This is a genomic window from Actinomadura oligospora ATCC 43269, from assembly GCF_000518265.1.
GTDB classification, from domain to species: domain Bacteria; phylum Actinomycetota; class Actinomycetes; order Streptosporangiales; family Streptosporangiaceae; genus Spirillospora; species Spirillospora oligospora.
Genome location: NZ_JADG01000004.1, coordinates 448,473 through 464,287 on the forward strand (window position 1 = coordinate 448,473; position 15,815 = coordinate 464,287).

Below are 15,815 nucleotides of genomic sequence, written 5' to 3' on the forward strand. Positions count from 1 at the left end.
TATCGAACGTGGCCAGTGTTCCCAAGCGTGGCACCACGACCCGCCGTGTGCTGGCGACAGCCTGCCTCGCCGTGGCGACCTCGCTCACTCTCCCTCAGGGCTTCGCCGGCGCCGCCCCCGCCAAGCCGAGCGCCGACGAGGTCAAGAAGAAGCTCACCAAGCTCAACGAGCAGGTCGACCAGGCGGTCCAGCAGTACAACAAGACCCAGGGCCAGCTGAAGAGCGCGAAGAAGAAGCTCGCGGCGGCCAAGAAGGCGTCCGACACCCAGCAGAAGAGCTACGAGACCCAGCGCCAGGCGATCGCCAAGATGGCGGCCGCCGCGTACAAGAACGGTGAGACCGACTCGGTCACGGGTTTCGTCTCGGCGGGCAACCCGCAGACCGTCCTCGACCAGGCGGCGGTCATCTCGCAGCTCTCCCGCAACCGGACGGGCGCCCTCGCCCAGTTCCTCGCCGCCGCCCAGCGCGTGGCACGGGAGAAGGCCCAGGCCCAGCAGACGCTGGACGACGTGACGAGCAAGCTGAACGACCTGAAGAAGCAGAAGACGGGCCTCGACAAGCAGGTCAAGACCCAGAAGAAGCTTCTCCAGCAGCTCGGCGGCCAGGACCCGACGGACAACAACAAGTCCGGCGGCGGTGGCGGCGGCACCTACAACGGCCCGGCCTCCGGCAACGCCCGCACGGCGATCAACTTCGCCTACGCCCAGATGGGCAAGCCGTACGTGTACGGCGCGGACGGCCCCAGCTCCTACGACTGCTCTGGCCTGACCGAGAAGTCGTGGGCGGCGGCCGGGGTCGACATCGGGCGTGACACCTACGCCCAGTGGGGCAACCTGAAGCACGTCAGCAAGAGCGACCTCCAGCCGGGCGACCTGGTGTTCTTCAACAGCCTCGGCCACGTGGGTCTCTACATCGGCAACGGCAAGATGATCCACGCGCCGCACACCGGCACCGTGGTCCAGATCGCCGACATCACCTCGGGCTACTACCAGGGCGCCTGGTACGGCGCCGCTCGCCCCTGACAGCGGGCGATCCCGGCGTTCTCAGCACCTCATGGCCGTTGGGCCAGGTCTCTGACCTGGCCCAACGGCTTTTTTGGGGTTGATTTGCCTTCTGATGGAACTTTGCTACCTTGTGGGCACCTTCGGCGCTTGCCAGGCGTCGTGACCACCGCGACGCCCCCCTGGCGCCGCGGATCCGGCGGGACGCGGTCCACGCGCCGCCGCCACTCCCGCGACGCGCCCCACGCGCCGCATCCCCGGCAGGCCCGGCCCGCCCGTGCGCACGCGAAACGGCGTGCATGGCGCTGACAGAGCGCGCCACGGCGGATTCCTTTACCCGGCCCTGCCCGTGCGGCCCTTCTCCACGGGCCCGCTTCCCACAACATCACGCCGCTCGCCCGCACGCGGGACATCAGGGTCCCGTCGTCCGGCCTCATCACGCCTCGGGGCGAGACGGCAACGCCGAGTCCGCGCGACGGCGCGCGGAACCGGGGACCCATCCGCGCCGACGCGTCCACAGCCATGTCGGACACGTTCTTGCGGCGCATGGGGTGAATCGGCGGTCCCGCCCCCAGAACAAGGCCCCCAGGGCCTGGGACCAGCCGTAGGGCGACTCCACGTCCGAACCCGGCAGCTAACCCGGTAGGCGTCTGGAAAAAGGAGAAACCCCTGTCCAGCAACGCTGTCAGCAGCACCGCCCGTTGTGTGCGGACGGTAGGCGGCCTCGCGGTCGCCGCCGCCGTCGCGACACCCGTCGTGCTGGCCGGCCCGGCCCCTGCGGCTCACGCGGCTTCTGCCAAGCCCGTGGGCGTGGTGGTCAAGCAGGCCCGGCACAAGACCTGGGCTCAGCGCCAGAAGCTCGCCAAGAAGGCGCTGAAGTACGCCGCCAGCAGGAAGGGCAAGCCGTACCGCTACGGTGCGGCGGGCCCGAACGCCTTCGACTGTTCCGGCCTCGTCCAGTGGGCGTACCGGAAGGCCGGGGTGAAGCTGCCCCGCGTCACCACCGCGCAGTACCGTTCGGTAAAGAACAGGATTTCCTGGAACAAACTAACGCCAGGAGACCTTGTGTTCTTTAACGGCAAGGGCCACGTAGGCATCGTCTACAAGAAAAAGGGCCGGACGCTCTACATGATCCACTCGCCCCACAGCGGCGACCACGTCCGGGTGACCAAGCTCAACAGCTACCGCAAGAAGAGCTTCGCGGGCGCCGTCCGTCCTTACTAGGACTCCATCCAGGACGCACGTCCGCAGGGCCCGGCGGCACATCCCCCGCCGCCGGGCCTTCCCTCCCCTCGCTCGCCCGCCAGCGCGAGCCGTCCCGTAGCGGGACAGTCCGTATCCAGCACCGGACGCGCCTCATCGAGGGCGTCCGCCGCCGAGTCCGCTCCCCGACGCGCACAGCGCGTCGGCGCAGAGCCGGGGACCCACCGAGAACCGGGGTGAATCGGCCTCCCAGAGGCCGTAGGGCAGCTTCCACGCCCGAACCCGTCAGCTAACCCGGTAGGCGGCATGGAAGCCGAGGAGAAAACCCAGCATGACCGGTAAGCACAACAAGCTGCACCCCGTCCTCCAGTCGCTGCGCGACACCCCCGTGGCCCAGGCCCTCCGCTCCACCCCCGTGTTCCAGTCGGTGCGCACCACCAGCGCACTCGTCGCGGGCGCCGCCCTGGTCGGCACCATCGCCGCCACCACCGCCCACGCCTCGGTCGTCCCTGACGGCCACTCGCAGGCCGCCGCCGCCCGTCTCGCCGGGTACGCCACCGCCGAGAGCACCCTGCCCCAGCTCAAGAAGGACGCGCCGCAGCACGCCCCGCAGCAGGCCCCCCAGGCCGCCGCGGCCCAGCCGCGGGCCGCCAAGGCCCCGGCGCGCCCCGCCCCGACCAAGCCCACCGCCCAGCAGGCCATCAAGATCGCGACCTCGCAGGCCGGGATCAGCGAGGACGGCGCGGGCAAGACCAAGTTCCAGCGGTGGTACATGGGCACCGAGCGCGCCAAGCAGACCGTCGCCCGTGACGGCGGCTCGCTCGGCCTCTACGCCAACGCCGAGTGGTGCGACATGTTCGTCTCCTGGGTCGGCCACCAGGCCGGCGCCGCCGGCTCGGTCGGCTCGGACGCCTGGACCGTCGCCCACGCCAAGTGGTTCCAGCAGCACAAGCGCTGGGGCACCGCGGCCAAGCCCGGCTCGGTCGTCTTCTTCGCCTGGAACGGCAGCAAGAGCCTCGACGCCATCCAGCACGTCGGCATGGTGATCAAGGACAACGGCGACGGCACCGTCAAGACCGTCGAAGGCAACACCGACGGCAACTCGGTCGCGGTCAAGACCCGTCCGGACAGCACGATCGTCGGCTACGGGTACCCCGACTACGCCAGGTGACCCGCACTCCCGGCCTCGCCCTAGGATCGCCGCATGGACGACGAGCGGGCCGCGGAGACCAGCCCAGGGCCCGCCACCGAGCAGACCGGCGAGCGGGCCCCTGAGCAGGCCACAGGCCGGCCCGGCGAACAGGCCACCGGCCGGGCCGCCGAACAGCACCCGGAGCCCGTCACCGCGGAGGACCCCTCGCGGCGGCGGGCTCTCGGCCTGCTCGCGGGCGGCGGCGCCGCCGTCTGCCTCGCCGCCGGGGCCGGGATCTTCGCCCTGACCCGCGCCCCGGACGGGGACCCCGCGCCCGCGACGCTCCCGCCCGCCGGAACACCCGACCCGCGGGCGGTCGCGGTCGTCCTGGCGAACCGGGCCCGGGCCGTCCGGGAGCGCAACCGGATCGCCTTCCTCGCCACGGTCGCCGCCGCGCCCGCCGCGTTCCAGCAGGCCCAGGCCCGCCTCTTCGACAACCTGACCAAGCTCCCCCTGGACGGCTGGGAGGAGCGCCCCGGAGAGCCCCAGGGCACGTCCGGCGTGATCCAGGTCTCCCTGCGCTACCGGCTCACCGGCTTCGACACCGGCCCGGTCGCCCGCACCCGCCACCTGGCGTTCGCCCACCGCTCCGGCGCCTGGACGATCATCGGGGACGGCTCGTCCGCCGGTCTCGCCGACGACGCCGACATCGCCGACGCCGGGTCGCTCACCATCGTCCGCAAGGGGCCCGCGCTGGTCGTGGGCGACGCGCCCCGCCTGGACGAGATCGCCCGGCGCCTCGCCGCCGCCGTGCCCGCCGTCACCACCGTCACCGGGACCTCCTGGGCCCGCCGCGCCGTCGCCCTGGCCCCCGCCGACGCCGCCCTGGCCGCCCGCGTCGCCGGAAACGACGCGGGCGCGGGGCAGGACATCGCCCGGTTCGCCGCCCTCGCCGTCGTGACGCCCGGCCCGGACGGCTCGCCCGGCCAGGACCGCGTCGTCGTCTCCCCCGCCTTCGGACGCCTCAACGACCTCGGCCGCCGCGTCGTCCTCACCCACGAGCTCACCCACGTCGCCACCGGCGGGGCCCGCGACGGCCGCACCCCGATCTGGCTCATCGAGGGCTTCGCCGACTACGTCGGCTACCGGAACGCCGGGGTCCCGGTGAGATCGGCCGCCCGCGAGCTGGCCGCCGAGGTGGCCGCCGGACGCGTCCCCGGGGCCCTGCCCACCCGGAGCGACTTCGACGGCGCGTCCGGACGGCTCTCCCAGGCCTACCAGGAGGCGTGGCTCGCCTGCCGCATGGTCGCCGACCGATACGGTGAAACCACCCTCGTCCGCCTGTACCGGGCGGCCGGGCGGGAGCCCGAGGCCGCCGCGCTGCGCCGGATCCTGGGCCTCCCGCCGGACACCTTCACCGCCGACTGGCGCGACTACCTCCGCAAGGAGCTCACGTGAGCGACGCCACCGCCCCATCGCAGGAGCCGTCCGAGGCGCCCGCCCCGCCGCCCGGACCCGGCGGCCCGGACACGGCGCGCGCGTACCGGAGGCCGCGCGTGACGGCGGCGATCGCCTCGGCCGTCCTCTTCGCCACGGTCGCGGTGATCATCGCCCTGACGACGCCCTGGACGCCGCTGCCGGGGCACGTCCCCGGCGGACGCGTCGCCCCGGACCCCGCGCCCGACTTCACCCCCGCCGAGATCCACCGCGCCGCCGCGTTCGACCACGCGCTCAACTGGCCCGCCTACGCGCGCCTGATCACCGTGCTCGCGGTCATCCTCGCCCTCGGCTTCAGCCCCCTCGGCGCCCGCCTGCTCGGCCTGGTCACCGCCAGGACCCGCCGCTGGCCCCTGCGCGTCCTGGTCGGCGCCGTCGCCTTCACGTCCCTGACCTGGCTGATCTCGATGCCGTTCGCGGCCTGGGGCGAGTCGATCCTGCGCGACTACGGCCTGTCCACCCAGAGCTGGCCGAGCTGGCTGGTCGACCAGGTCAAGTCCCTCGGCGTGACCTGGGTCACCTACACCCTCGGCCTCCTGCTCCTGGTCGGCCTGATCCGCCGCTTCCCCCGCTACTGGTGGACGGGCGCCGCCGCCGGAGCGTGCGCGCTGGTCATCGCCGGGTCGTTCGCCTACCCGATCATGATCGAACCGGTCTTCAACAAGTTCCACTCGCTCCCCGCCGGACGGCTCCGCACCGACCTGCTCGACATGGCCCGCCGCGACGGCGTCCCCGTCTCGGACGTCCTGGTCGCCGACGCCTCCCGCCGGACGACGTCCCTGAACGCCTACGTCTCCGGCTTCGGCTCCACCCGCCGGATCGTGGTCTACGACACCCTGCTGACCTCGATGTCCACGCCCCGGATCGAGTCGATCGTCGCCCACGAGCTCGGCCACGCCAAACGGGACGACGTCCTGCACGGCACGCTCGTCGGCGCGCTCGGCGCCGCGGGCGGCGTCTGCCTGCTCTACCTGCTGCTCACCTCACCGCGCCTGCTGCGCCGGGCCGGGCTCACCGCCCCCGCCGCACGCCGCCCGGGCAAGGACGAGGCCACGCGCGACCCGTCCGCCCGCGACCGCGGCGCGGCCGACCCGCGCGCCCTGGCGCTCGTGCTCGCACTGATCGCCGTCGCGACGCAGCTCGAGACGCCGGTGCAGAACCTCGTGAGCCGCCGCGTCGAGGCCCGCGCGGACGCGCACGCCCTCAACCTCACCCGCGACCCGACGACGTTCGCGACCATGCAGCACGAACTGTCGGTCCGCAACATCTCGACGCTCACCCCGGACGTCCTGGAGACGCAGCTCTGGTCCGACCACCCCACCGGCCCCGAGCGCATCGCCATGGCCCGCGACTGGGCCCGGATGCACCACGTCCCCGAACCGCCCCCGCTCGTCCACCACTGAGCCACCGCCACCCAGCATCCAACGAACACGAAAACGGGCCGACCGGCGATCGCTCACCGGACGGCCCGCACCGTTCACCCAGACCGGCTCAGTGCCCGGAACGCCCCACCTGGGGGTTCGGACGGGCCTCACCCTGAGCCGTCGGCGCCGCGCTCGGGGCAACGGGCACGACCGGTTGCGAAGGCGCCGCGCCCGGAACCGCCGGAGCACCCGGCCTCGCCCCCGGAGACAGACTCGGCGACGACGCCGAACCCGTCGGGTTCGCCGCCTGCGCGTTCCCCGACTGGACCGGCGCACTGCCCTGCGGCCCGGCGGTCACCGCCCGCCTGAGCGCGCTGCCCTGCACCCACTTCTTCCACGACTCCTGCCAGAAACCCCACCCGTTGTCGGGCTCCAGCTCGCGGGACGTGCCGGTGACCCGCACCGGGTCGCCGCGGTAGGACAGGTTGTAGAACCAGCGCGCGTTCTCCGGGCTGGCGTTCACACAGCCGTGGCTGACGTTCGAGTTGCCCTGGTCCCCCACCGACCACGGCGCGCTGTGCACGTACTCGCCGCTGTTGGAGATCCGGACGGCCGCGTACACCGTCTCCCGGTAGTACCCCGGGCACCCCGGCCCGCACCCCGTCGTCGCGGAGTCCATGATAACCGGGTCGTCCTTCTCCATGGTGAGGTGCACGCCGTTGGTGGTCGTGTACTTCTCCACCCCGCCCCGGCCCATGCTCACCGGGATCGTCCGGACGAGCCGTCCGTTCCGCCGCACGGACATCATGTGCGTGACGGCGCTCGCCTTGCTGATGTGGGAGTCGCCGACGCGGAAGTCGGCCCTGACGTCCTTGGCGCCCCACAGGCCCTTCCCGGCCCGGACCCCGGTCAGGTGCGCGCGGAACGACACCTTGGTGTGGGCGGGCCAGTACTCCCTGGTGCGGAACACGACGGTCTGGTCGTCGAACCAGTGCCACGCGCCCTCGACCGGCTTCGCCGACCTCACCTCGAAGGAACGCTCCACCGCCGCCCGGTCACCGACACCCTGCTCGAACCGCAGGACGATCGGGATCCCCACCCCGACGGTCTCCTTGTCGTAGGGCGCCTCGAGCGCCGCGTCCAGGGTCTTCTTCACCTTCGCGGTGCTGAAGTCGCTGGTGACCGTCCGGGTCCTGCCGTCACGGCCGAGCCCGGTCGCGGTGACGGTGTAGCTGCTGTCCGGGGCGAGCGTCCAGCGCGCCTTCCAGCGCGTCCGGTCGGCGCTCAGGTCGCCCTCGACCGGCGCCCCCCTGTGCGTGACGGTCACGTTCTCGACCGTCCCCCGGTCCGCGGCGACCTGGATCACCGAGTCCGGGCGAAGCCCGTCGCCGCCGTTCGCCGGTGAGACGTCCAGCCGCACCGCGTTCAAGTTGAGATCCGTACCGCCGCCGTCCGAGCAACCCGCCGGTCCGGTGACGGCGAGCGCGGCACACGCCACCGTTCCTCCGACGAGCTCCAGTGTGGCCCGGCGGCGCCGGCCCGTTTGTACAAGCCTGCCGACCCGCACCGTAACCCCCGCATGTCACTGTCCGTATACGATCTTGTCCATAGAGTGTCGTACCCCGGACGACGCTCATTATGTAAGGGCCTGTGCCTGCGAAATCGCAGGCACAGGCCCCTTTGAAGATCGCTTTACCGGAACCGAGCCCCGGGTCGCGTGACCGGCGCGGCCGGTCGTGTTATCGGCGGGTCAGTGGGCGAAGTGGCCCCGGTAGTACTCGAAGACCAGGCCGACGGTCGACAGCAGCAGGCCGGCGACGCCGAGCAGCACCATCCACCAGCCGAACACCATGCCCATCGAGGTGAGCGCGGCCGAACCACCGATGTACAGCGGCCACCACGAGTGCGGGCTGAAGAAGCCCAGCTCGCCGGCGGCGTCCGCGATCTCACCCTCCGGGTCGTCCTCGTACAGCGGGCCGCCGTTGGCGCCCTCGAGACGACGGATGGTGAAGTGGACGTAGAACCCGATCAGCCCCGACAGGCCGACCGCGAGGGCCAGCGCCGTGGTGCCGGTCCAGTCCTTCGACCAGAGCCAGTAGACGACGTCGGTGGCGAGGAAGAAGACCGCACACCCGTAGAACATGAACGCCTGAACGCGCATCGGCTACTCCTCCGTTTCCTTGGCCTGCCCGGCGGCCGGCTCTTCCTTGGCGAGAGCCACCCTGCTGGACATATTGACCGGCTCGCCCTTCGCACCCACGTGCGGGTGGTGCAGGTCGAACGCCGGACGCTCGGAACGGATCTTCGGGATCGAGTTGAAGTTGTGCCGCGGCGGCGGGCACGTGGTCGCCCACTCCAGGGACGAGCCGTAGCCCCACGGGTCGTCGACCTCCACCCGCTTGCCCTTCTTCCACGTGATGTACACGTTGTAGAAGAACGGCAGCATGGAGGCGCCCAGGATGAACGAGAAGATCGTCGAGACCTGGTTCAGGCCCGTGAACTCGCTGGCGTAGTCGGCGTACCGGCGCGGCATGCCCTCGGCGCCCAGCCAGTGCTGGACCAGGAACGTGCCGTGGAAACCGACGAACAGCAGCCAGAAGTGAATCTTGCCGAGCCGCTCGTTCAGCATCTTGCCGGTGAACTTCGGCCACCAGAAGTAGAAGCCCGCGAACATCGCGAACACGACCGTGCCGAACACCACGTAGTGGAAGTGCGCCACCACGAAGTAGGAGTCCGACAGCTGGAAGTCCATCGGCGGGGACGCCAGGATGACGCCGGTCAGACCACCGAAAAGGAAGGTGACCAGGAAGCCCAGCGACCACAGCATCGGCGTCTCGAACGTGAGTTGCCCCCGCCAGATCGTTCCGACCCAGTTGAAGAACTTCACACCCGTCGGGACGGCGATGAGGAACGTCATGAACGAGAAGAACGGCAGCAGCACCTGCCCGGTCACGAACATGTGGTGCGCCCACACCGTGATCGACAGACCCGCGATCGAGATGGTCGCGAACACCAGGCCGATGTAACCGAACACCGGCTTACGGCTGAACACCGGGAGGATCTCGGTCACGATGCCGAAGAAGGGCAAGGCGATGATGTACACCTCCGGATGGCCGAAGAACCAGAAGAGGTGCTGCCAGAGCAGCGCGCCACCGTGCGAGGCGTCGAACACGTGCGCGCCGAACTTGCGGTCGGCCTCCAGGGCCAGCAGCGCCGCGGCCAGGACCGGGAACGCCAGCAGGACCAGGATCGAGGTCAGCAGGATGTTCCAGACGAAGATCGGCATCCGGAACATCGTCATGCCGGGGGCCCGCATGCACAGGATCGTGGTGATGAAGTTGACCGCGCCCATGATCGTGCCGAAGCCCGACATGGCCAGGCCCATCACCCACATGTCGCCGCCGATGCCCGGCGAGCGGACGGCGTCCGACAGCGGGGAGTAGGCGAACCAGCCGAAGCTGGCCGCGCCGCCCGGGGTGAGGAAGCCCGCGAGGGCGATCAGCGACCCGAACAGGAACAGCCAGTACGCCAGCATGTTCATGCGCGGGAACGCGACGTCCGGCGCGCCGATCTGCAGCGGCATGATCACGTTGGCGAAGCCCGCGAACAGCGGCGTCGCGAACATCAGCAGCATGACCGTGCCGTGCATGGTGAACAGCTGGTTGAACTGCTCGTTGCTCACCAGCTGCAGGCCCGGCTTGTACAGCTCCCCGCGCATGACCAGCGCGAGGACTCCGCCGATGAGGAACATCACGAACGAGGTGATCAGGTACAGGTACCCGATCTTCTTGTGGTCGGTCGTCGACATCCAGTCGGCGACCAGACGACCCTTGCGGGTCCTACCCGCGGCGACCGTCGCGGTCGGCGCGTGGGTGATCGCGGTCACTTCACACCCCCCGCGGCCTTGGCCTTCTGGCCGGCGAGCCACGTGTTGTATTGGTCGGGCGAGACCACCTGGAGCTGGAACAGCATCCGGCTGTGGTCGACGCCGCAGAGCTCGGCGCAGCGGCCCTCATAGGTGCCCTGCTTGCGAGCGGTGAACTCGAACTCGTTGGTGTAGCCCGGCATGACGTCCTTCTTGTACAGGAGCGCCGGAACCCAGAACGAGTGGATGACGTCGTTGGCGTGCAGCCGCACGCGGATCGTCCGGTCCGAGGGGACGACCATGACGGGCTTGGCGCCCGACGGGGCGTTCGGAGCGACCGGGGTGCCGACCACCGAGGCGACGGTCTTCTCCTGACCGGCCGCCTTCTCCTTGTAGTCGAACTGCCAGCTCCACTGGAAGCCCGTCACGTCGACCGTGACCGCCGGGTTCTTGGTGGTCTTCTCGACGTACGACTCGTCGCGCGCGGTGAAGTAGAACAGCACACCGATGATCACGAACGGCACGGCCGTGTACAGGATCTCGATCGGCATGTTGTAGCGGACCTGCGGCGGCAGGTCGTCGGAGCGCTTGCGGTGGAACAGCACCGCCCAGATGATCAGGCCCCAGACGACGGCGCCCACCGAGAACGCAGCGATCCAGGAGCCCTGCCAGAGCTTCAGCATGCGCTCGGCCTGGTCGCTGATCGGCTCGGGCATACCCAGGCGGGACGCCTGACCGCTGCACGCGGTTGCGGACAGCGCCAGCAGACCTAGCGCGCCGGCGCTTTTGATTGCGCGGCGACTGCGCACAGGCGTACGCCGCTCCCCAGAGCGGGTCGGACTCACGGAATGCCTTCCCCACGGATGAGAGCCCAGGGAACTCCCGGGCGGTGAGATCAGTTGTTACACGTTTGGGGGACACACTAGCGCGAGGGTCCGGGAGTCCCCTCCCGGGGTGCCCGGTTAGTGTTCTGGCGTGGCCCGAGCATGTGCTGACCGACCCCTCGTCCGCTCCGGACGGGAGATTCCGGTGTCCGGCGCCGTCCAGACGGCGCGCCCCCCGCTGCGCGACCGGTGCGCGCCATGAGCGGCGGCTACTTCGACGCGGCGTCGGCCGAGCCGCTCCACCCCGCCGGACGATCGGCGCTGATCAGCGCCCTGGACTCGGCCTGGGCCGACCCGGCGCGACTCTACGGCGCGGCGCGCTCGGCCCGACTGGAACTCGACCGCGCCCGCGCGCGCGTGGCGGCCGTCCTCGGCGTCCGCGCCGACGAGGTGGCCTTCACGACGTCCGGTACCCAGGCGGCGCACCTGGGAATCCTCGGCTCCCTGCGGTCACGTCGGCGTGTCGGACGGCACCTGGTGGTGAGCGCCGTCGAGCACTCCAGCGTCCTGCACGCCGCCGAGGCCCACGAGCGGGACGGCGGCGAGACCACGGTCGTCGGCGTGGACGAGACCGGCCGCGTCGACCCGGCCGAGTTCGCCGCCGCGCTCCGCCCCGACACCGCGCTCGCCTGCCTCCAGTCCGCGAACCACGAGGTCGGAACCCTCCAGCCGGTCGCCGAGGCGGCCGAGGCGTGCCGCGCGGCCAAGATCCCGCTGCTGGTGGACGCGGCCCAGTCGATCGGCCGGACGCCCGTCCCGGACGGCTGGTCGCTCCTCACCGCGTCCGCGCACAAATGGGGCGGGCCGCCCGGCGTGGGCGTCCTGGTCGTCCGGAAGGGCACGCGCTGGCGCTCCCCCATGCCCGACGACGAACGCGAGGGACGCCGCGTCCCCGGCTTCGAGAACGTCCCGGCGATCGTCGGCGCCGCCGCCGCGCTCGAGGCGTTCGCCGCCGACATGTCCGAGGAGGCCGCCCGGCTGTCCGAACTGGTCACCATGATCAGGGAACGGGTGCCCGCGACGGTGCCCGACGTCCAGGTCGTCGGCGACCCCGTCCGGCGCCTGCCGCACCTGGTCACGTTCTCGTGCCTCTACGTGGAGGGCGAGGCGCTCCTGACCGAACTGGACAGGCTCGGTTTCGCCGTCTCGTCCGGCAGCTCCTGCACGGCCGATACGCTGCGTCCGAGCCATGTTCTGGAGGCGATGGGCGTGATTACGCACGGGAACGTCCGGGTATCGCTGCCGCGGGGCGCGGAGCCGTCCGCCGTGGAGCGGTTCCTCGCCGTCCTGCCGGACGCCGTGGCCCGCCTGCGCGCGGCCGCCGGGGTGACCGGCGCATGACCCCCATGTTCACCGCGAGGACGGGAAGGCGGACGCGCCGATGAGGTTCCGAGGTCGTTCGCGCAAGGACGAGGCGCCCCCGCAGGACACCGTCCCGCCGCCCCCCGCCGCGCCGCCCGGCGCCACTCCCCCGCTCCTGGTGATCGACGCCCTGGGCCGCAAGTGCCCCATCCCGATCATCATGCTCGCCGAGCGCATCCGCGAGATCCCGGTCGGCCAGATCATCGCCGTCCTGGCCGACGACCCCGCCGCGCACACCGACATCCCGGCGTGGTGCCGCATGAAGTCCCAGGAGTTCGTCTGGGAGGAGACCCTCCCCCAGGGCGGCTGGGGCTTCCACGTCCGCCGTTCCTACTAGAAAGCGGCGTGCCGCGCCCCCTGGAGGAGAGTCGCGGCACACCGCCTCGGCACGGCCGCGCTCAGGCGAGGTGGACGGCCACCTCGGCGGCGGCGTCCTCGCCGTAGGCGCCGGAGAAGCGGGCCAGGAAGCGCTCCCTGACGACCGTGTACTCCTGGCCGCCGGGCACCTCGAGGGCGTGGGCGGCGATCAGGTTGCCGACCTGGGCGGCGCGCTCGAGCGGCAGGCCCCAGGCGGTGGCGGTCAGGAAACCGGCGCGGAACGCGTCACCGCCGCCGGTCGGGTCGACGACCTTGTCCACGACGACGCCGGGGACGTGCAGCCCCTCCTCGCCCTTGCGGTCGATCACGGTGCCCTTGGCGCCGAGGGTGGTGATGCGGACGCCGACCCGGTCCAGGATCTCGGCGTCGGACCAGCCGGTCTTCTCCTCGCAGAGGGCCTTCTCGTACTCGTTGGTGAACAGGTACGCGGCGCCGTCGAGGAGGCGGCGGACGTCGAGGCCGTCCATCCGGGCGAGCTGCTGGGACGGGTCGGCGGCGAACGCGATGCCGCGGGTGCGGCACTCGTCGCTGTGCCGGAGCATGGCCTCCGGGTCGTTCGGGCTGACCAGGACCAGGTCCAGCCCGCCGACGCGCTCGGCGACCGGCCGCAGCTCGATCTCGCGGGCCTCGCTCATCGCGCCGGTGTAGAAGCTGGCGATCTGGTTCTGGTCCTGGTCGGTGGTGCACAGGAAGCGCGCGGTGTGGTGCAGCTCGGAGATGCGCACCGAACCGCAGTCGACGCCGTGCCGCTCCAGCCACGAGCGGTAGTCGGCGAAGTCGTCGCCCGCCGAGCCGACCAGGTAGGAGGTCAGGCCGAGGCTGCCCATGCCGAAGCAGATGTTGGCCGCGACGCCGCCGCGGCGGATCTCCAGCTCGTCCACCAGGAACGAGAGCGACACCCGGTCGAGCTGATCGGGCATCAGCTGGTCGGTGAAGCGACCCGGGAAGGTCATCAGATGGTCGGTCGCGATGGAGCCAGTTACGGCGATGCGCACGGCGTCGCTCTCCTCGTGGTGTGGCGTCCGGCTTGTCACCGGCTGTAGGACAACCCCAAGAGGCTACTTCCCGCGGCGGCGGGGCGCGCAACCGAAGCGACCCGTCCGGACGGGGTCACGCGAACGGGACGCGCGGGACCCGTGTGATGGGCGGGCGAAGGGCGCGCCAGAGCCACGCCAGGGACGCGCCGAGGAGGCACGGGGGACGTGAGGGAACCCGTGTGGCGGACGTGAGAGGACCCCGTGCGGACATGCGGAAGGGCCCGTACGGACATGCGGAAGGGCCGGTGCGGGCATGCGGAAGGGCCGGTGCGGTCGATCACCGCACCGGCCCTTCGAGGCACGTTCTAGTTGAACGAGTCGCCGCAGGCGCAGGAGCCCGAGGCGTTGGGGTTGTCGATCGTGAAGCCCTGCTTCTCGATGCTGTCGACGAAGTCGATCGTGGCGCCGGTCAGGTACGGGGCGCTCATCCGGTCCACCCGGACGTTGAGGCCCTCGAACTCCTGGACCATGTCGCCGTCCATCTCGCGCTCGTCGAAGAACAGCTGGTAGATCAGGCCCGAGCAGCCGCCCGGCTGGACCGCGACGCGCAGGGCGAGGTCGTCGCGCCCCTCCTGCTCCAGCAGGCCCTTCGCCTTCTCGGCCGCGGCGTCGGTCAGCACGACGCCCTGCTGCGTGGTCTCCTGCGTGGTCTCGCCCGAAACCGTCATGTGATGTGCTCCCGGGTCTCACTGCGCCGCCGAGGCGACGGTTCACTTCACCAGTTCATGGAGGACGGCCGGCGGAACCGCCTCGGCGCTTCCGCAGACTCCTGTTCTGAGGAACAACGTACCTCGGCTCATGCCCATTCCATCTCCGGCCAGTCATTCGCGGCGAGACCTCGCTCACACCCGGGTCGCACCGGGCCCCGGGTGTGCGACCATTAGTCGTCAAAGCGACGATAAGGTCCGTCGCAGGAGGGAGCATCCCGTGACCACCCCCGTACGCGATCTTCCGTTGCTGCTGCTCGGCACGGGTTCCGACCCCGCCAGCGAGCGCGGCGTGGACTGTCCCGGCGAGCTGCCGCCCGCGTCCGACCCCGAGCTGGTGGAGCGCGCCCGCGCCGCCAAGGCCGCGCTCGGCGACGAGGTGTTCGTGCTCGGCCACCACTACCAGCGGGACGAGGTGATCGAGTTCGCGGACGTCACCGGGGACTCCTTCAAGCTCGCCCAGCAGGCCGCGGCCCGGCCGGACGCCCCGTACGTCGTGTTCTGCGGCGTGCACTTCATGGCCGAGTCCGCCGACATCCTGACCGCCGCGCACCAGCAGGTCGTCCTGCCGGACCTGGCGGCGGGCTGCTCGATGGCCGACATGGCCACCTTCGACCAGGTCGAGGAGTGCTGGGAGGTGCTGGAGGACGCCGGGATCGCCGATGACGTCGTCCCGGTGACCTACATGAACTCCTCCGCCGACATCAAGGCGTTCGTCGGACGCCACGGCGGCGTGGTCTGCACCTCGTCCAACGCCAAGCGCGCGCTGGACTGGGCCTACAGCAGGGGTTCGAAGGTGCTGTTCCTTCCAGACCAGCACCTCGGGCGCAACACGGCCGTCCTGGAGATGGGCTTCTCCCTGGACGACTGCGTCGTCTACAGCCCGCACCGTCCCGAGGGCGGCCTGAGCGGGCAGCAACTCCGGGACGCCCGGATGATCCTCTGGCGTGGGCACTGCTCGGTGCACGGCCGGTTCAGCCTCGACTCGGTGGAGGACGTCCGGCGCCGGGTGCCCGGCGTGAACGTCCTCGTGCACCCCGAGTGCAAGCACGAGGTGGTCACCAACGCCGACCAGATCGGCTCGACCGAGTACATCATCCGGGCGATCGAGAACGCCCCGTCCGGGTCGTCCTGGGCGGTCGGGACCGAGCTGAACCTCGTCCGGCGGCTGGCGAACGCCCACCCGGACAAGAACGTGATGTTCCTCGACAAGACGGTCTGCTTCTGCTCGACCATGAACCGCATCGACCTGCCGCACCTGGTGTGGTCGCTGGAGTCCCTGGCGCGCGGCGAGGTCGTCAACCGGATCGCGGTGGACCCGGACACCGCCCACTACGCCCGCGTCGCCCTCGACCAGATGCTCGCACTCCCCTAACCCAGGCTGG

Annotated in this window: 14 protein-coding genes and 2 riboswitches; of the genes, 8 read left to right on the forward strand and 6 right to left on the reverse strand. The window is 71.0% G+C overall.

The window, feature by feature from the left end; translation table 11 throughout:
* The first annotated feature begins 71 nt into the window (after positions 1-71).
* The 5 genes from P696_RS0106620 (at position 72) to P696_RS43725 (ending at position 6,236) form a co-directional block, all read left to right on the forward strand.
* Positions 72-1,022, forward strand: coding sequence for a C40 family peptidase (locus tag P696_RS0106620; protein ID WP_034483354.1), 951 nt, complete (start codon positions 72-74; stop codon positions 1,020-1,022).
* A gap of 429 nt (positions 1,023-1,451) precedes the next feature.
* Positions 1,452-1,666: riboswitch (cyclic di-AMP (ydaO/yuaA leader) on the forward strand.
* Between the two features lie 40 nt (positions 1,667-1,706).
* Positions 1,707-2,225: a C40 family peptidase gene (locus P696_RS0106625; RefSeq protein ID WP_026411713.1), complete on the forward strand. Its 519-nt coding sequence runs from the start codon at positions 1,707-1,709 to the stop codon at positions 2,223-2,225.
* A 191-nt stretch (positions 2,226-2,416) separates the two neighbouring features.
* A riboswitch (cyclic di-AMP (ydaO/yuaA leader) is annotated at positions 2,417-2,503 on the forward strand.
* Between the two features lie 32 nt (positions 2,504-2,535).
* A complete protein-coding gene (locus tag P696_RS0106630; protein ID WP_051466977.1) occupies positions 2,536-3,375 on the forward strand; it encodes a CHAP domain-containing protein in 840 nt (279 codons plus the stop codon).
* A gap of 33 nt (positions 3,376-3,408) precedes the next feature.
* A complete protein-coding gene (locus P696_RS43720) occupies positions 3,409-4,794 on the forward strand; it encodes a gluzincin family metallopeptidase (RefSeq protein WP_211245647.1) in 1,386 nt (461 codons plus the stop codon).
* On the forward strand, positions 4,791-6,236 hold the full coding sequence (locus P696_RS43725) for a M48 family metallopeptidase (RefSeq protein WP_245627534.1): 1,446 nt from the start codon (positions 4,791-4,793) through the stop codon (positions 6,234-6,236). The genes P696_RS43720 and P696_RS43725 overlap by 4 nt, the downstream gene beginning before the upstream one ends.
* Before the next feature lie 88 nt (positions 6,237-6,324).
* Here the strand turns inward: P696_RS43725 and P696_RS43730 are convergent, their stop codons facing one another.
* The 4 genes from P696_RS43730 to ctaC form a co-directional block, all read right to left on the reverse strand.
* The gene (locus tag P696_RS43730) at positions 6,325-7,617 is read right to left on the reverse strand and encodes a L,D-transpeptidase (RefSeq protein ID WP_245627576.1); all 1,293 of its coding nucleotides are present in this window, start codon (positions 7,615-7,617) and stop codon (positions 6,325-6,327) included.
* Between the two features lie 330 nt (positions 7,618-7,947).
* Positions 7,948-8,358, reverse strand: a complete 411-nt coding sequence (locus P696_RS0106650; RefSeq protein ID WP_026411715.1) for a cytochrome c oxidase subunit 4 — start codon at positions 8,356-8,358, stop codon at positions 7,948-7,950.
* 3 nt (positions 8,359-8,361) lie between these two features.
* Positions 8,362-10,005 carry an aa3-type cytochrome oxidase subunit I gene (gene ctaD, locus P696_RS43735; protein ID WP_245627577.1) on the reverse strand — a complete coding sequence of 548 codons (1,644 nt, stop codon included), beginning with the start codon at positions 10,003-10,005 and terminating at the stop codon, positions 8,362-8,364.
* Positions 10,006-10,079: 74 nt separating this feature from the next.
* Positions 10,080-10,907 carry an aa3-type cytochrome oxidase subunit II gene (ctaC, locus tag P696_RS0106660; protein WP_483756975.1) on the reverse strand — a complete coding sequence of 276 codons (828 nt, stop codon included), beginning with the start codon at positions 10,905-10,907 and terminating at the stop codon, positions 10,080-10,082.
* Positions 10,908-11,144: 237 nt separating this feature from the next.
* Here ctaC and P696_RS0106665 point away from each other — a divergent pair, with 237 nt between their 5' ends.
* Both P696_RS0106665 and P696_RS57915 read left to right on the forward strand, forming a co-directional pair.
* Entirely contained in the window at positions 11,145-12,287 is a 1,143-nt protein-coding gene (locus P696_RS0106665; protein ID WP_034483355.1) for a cysteine desulfurase family protein, read from the forward strand.
* Positions 12,288-12,327: 40 nt separating this feature from the next.
* The gene (locus P696_RS57915) at positions 12,328-12,645 is read left to right on the forward strand and encodes a sulfurtransferase TusA family protein (RefSeq protein WP_084336894.1); all 318 of its coding nucleotides are present in this window, start codon (positions 12,328-12,330) and stop codon (positions 12,643-12,645) included.
* 61 nt (positions 12,646-12,706) lie between these two features.
* On the opposite strand, the gene P696_RS0106675 is transcribed toward P696_RS57915, so the two are convergent.
* On the reverse strand, positions 12,707-13,681 hold the full coding sequence (locus P696_RS0106675) for a carbohydrate kinase family protein (RefSeq protein ID WP_026411719.1): 975 nt from the start codon (positions 13,679-13,681) through the stop codon (positions 12,707-12,709).
* Positions 13,682-14,028: 347 nt separating this feature from the next.
* Positions 14,029-14,391 (reverse strand): HesB/IscA family protein, encoded by a 363-nt coding sequence (locus tag P696_RS0106680; protein WP_026411720.1) that lies wholly within the window; start codon positions 14,389-14,391, stop codon positions 14,029-14,031.
* Positions 14,392-14,650: 259 nt separating this feature from the next.
* Between P696_RS0106680 and nadA the strand changes: the two genes are divergently transcribed.
* Positions 14,651-15,805, forward strand: a complete 1,155-nt coding sequence (gene nadA, locus P696_RS0106685) for a quinolinate synthase NadA (RefSeq protein WP_026411721.1) — start codon at positions 14,651-14,653, stop codon at positions 15,803-15,805.
* The last annotated feature ends 10 nt before the right edge of the window (positions 15,806-15,815 follow it).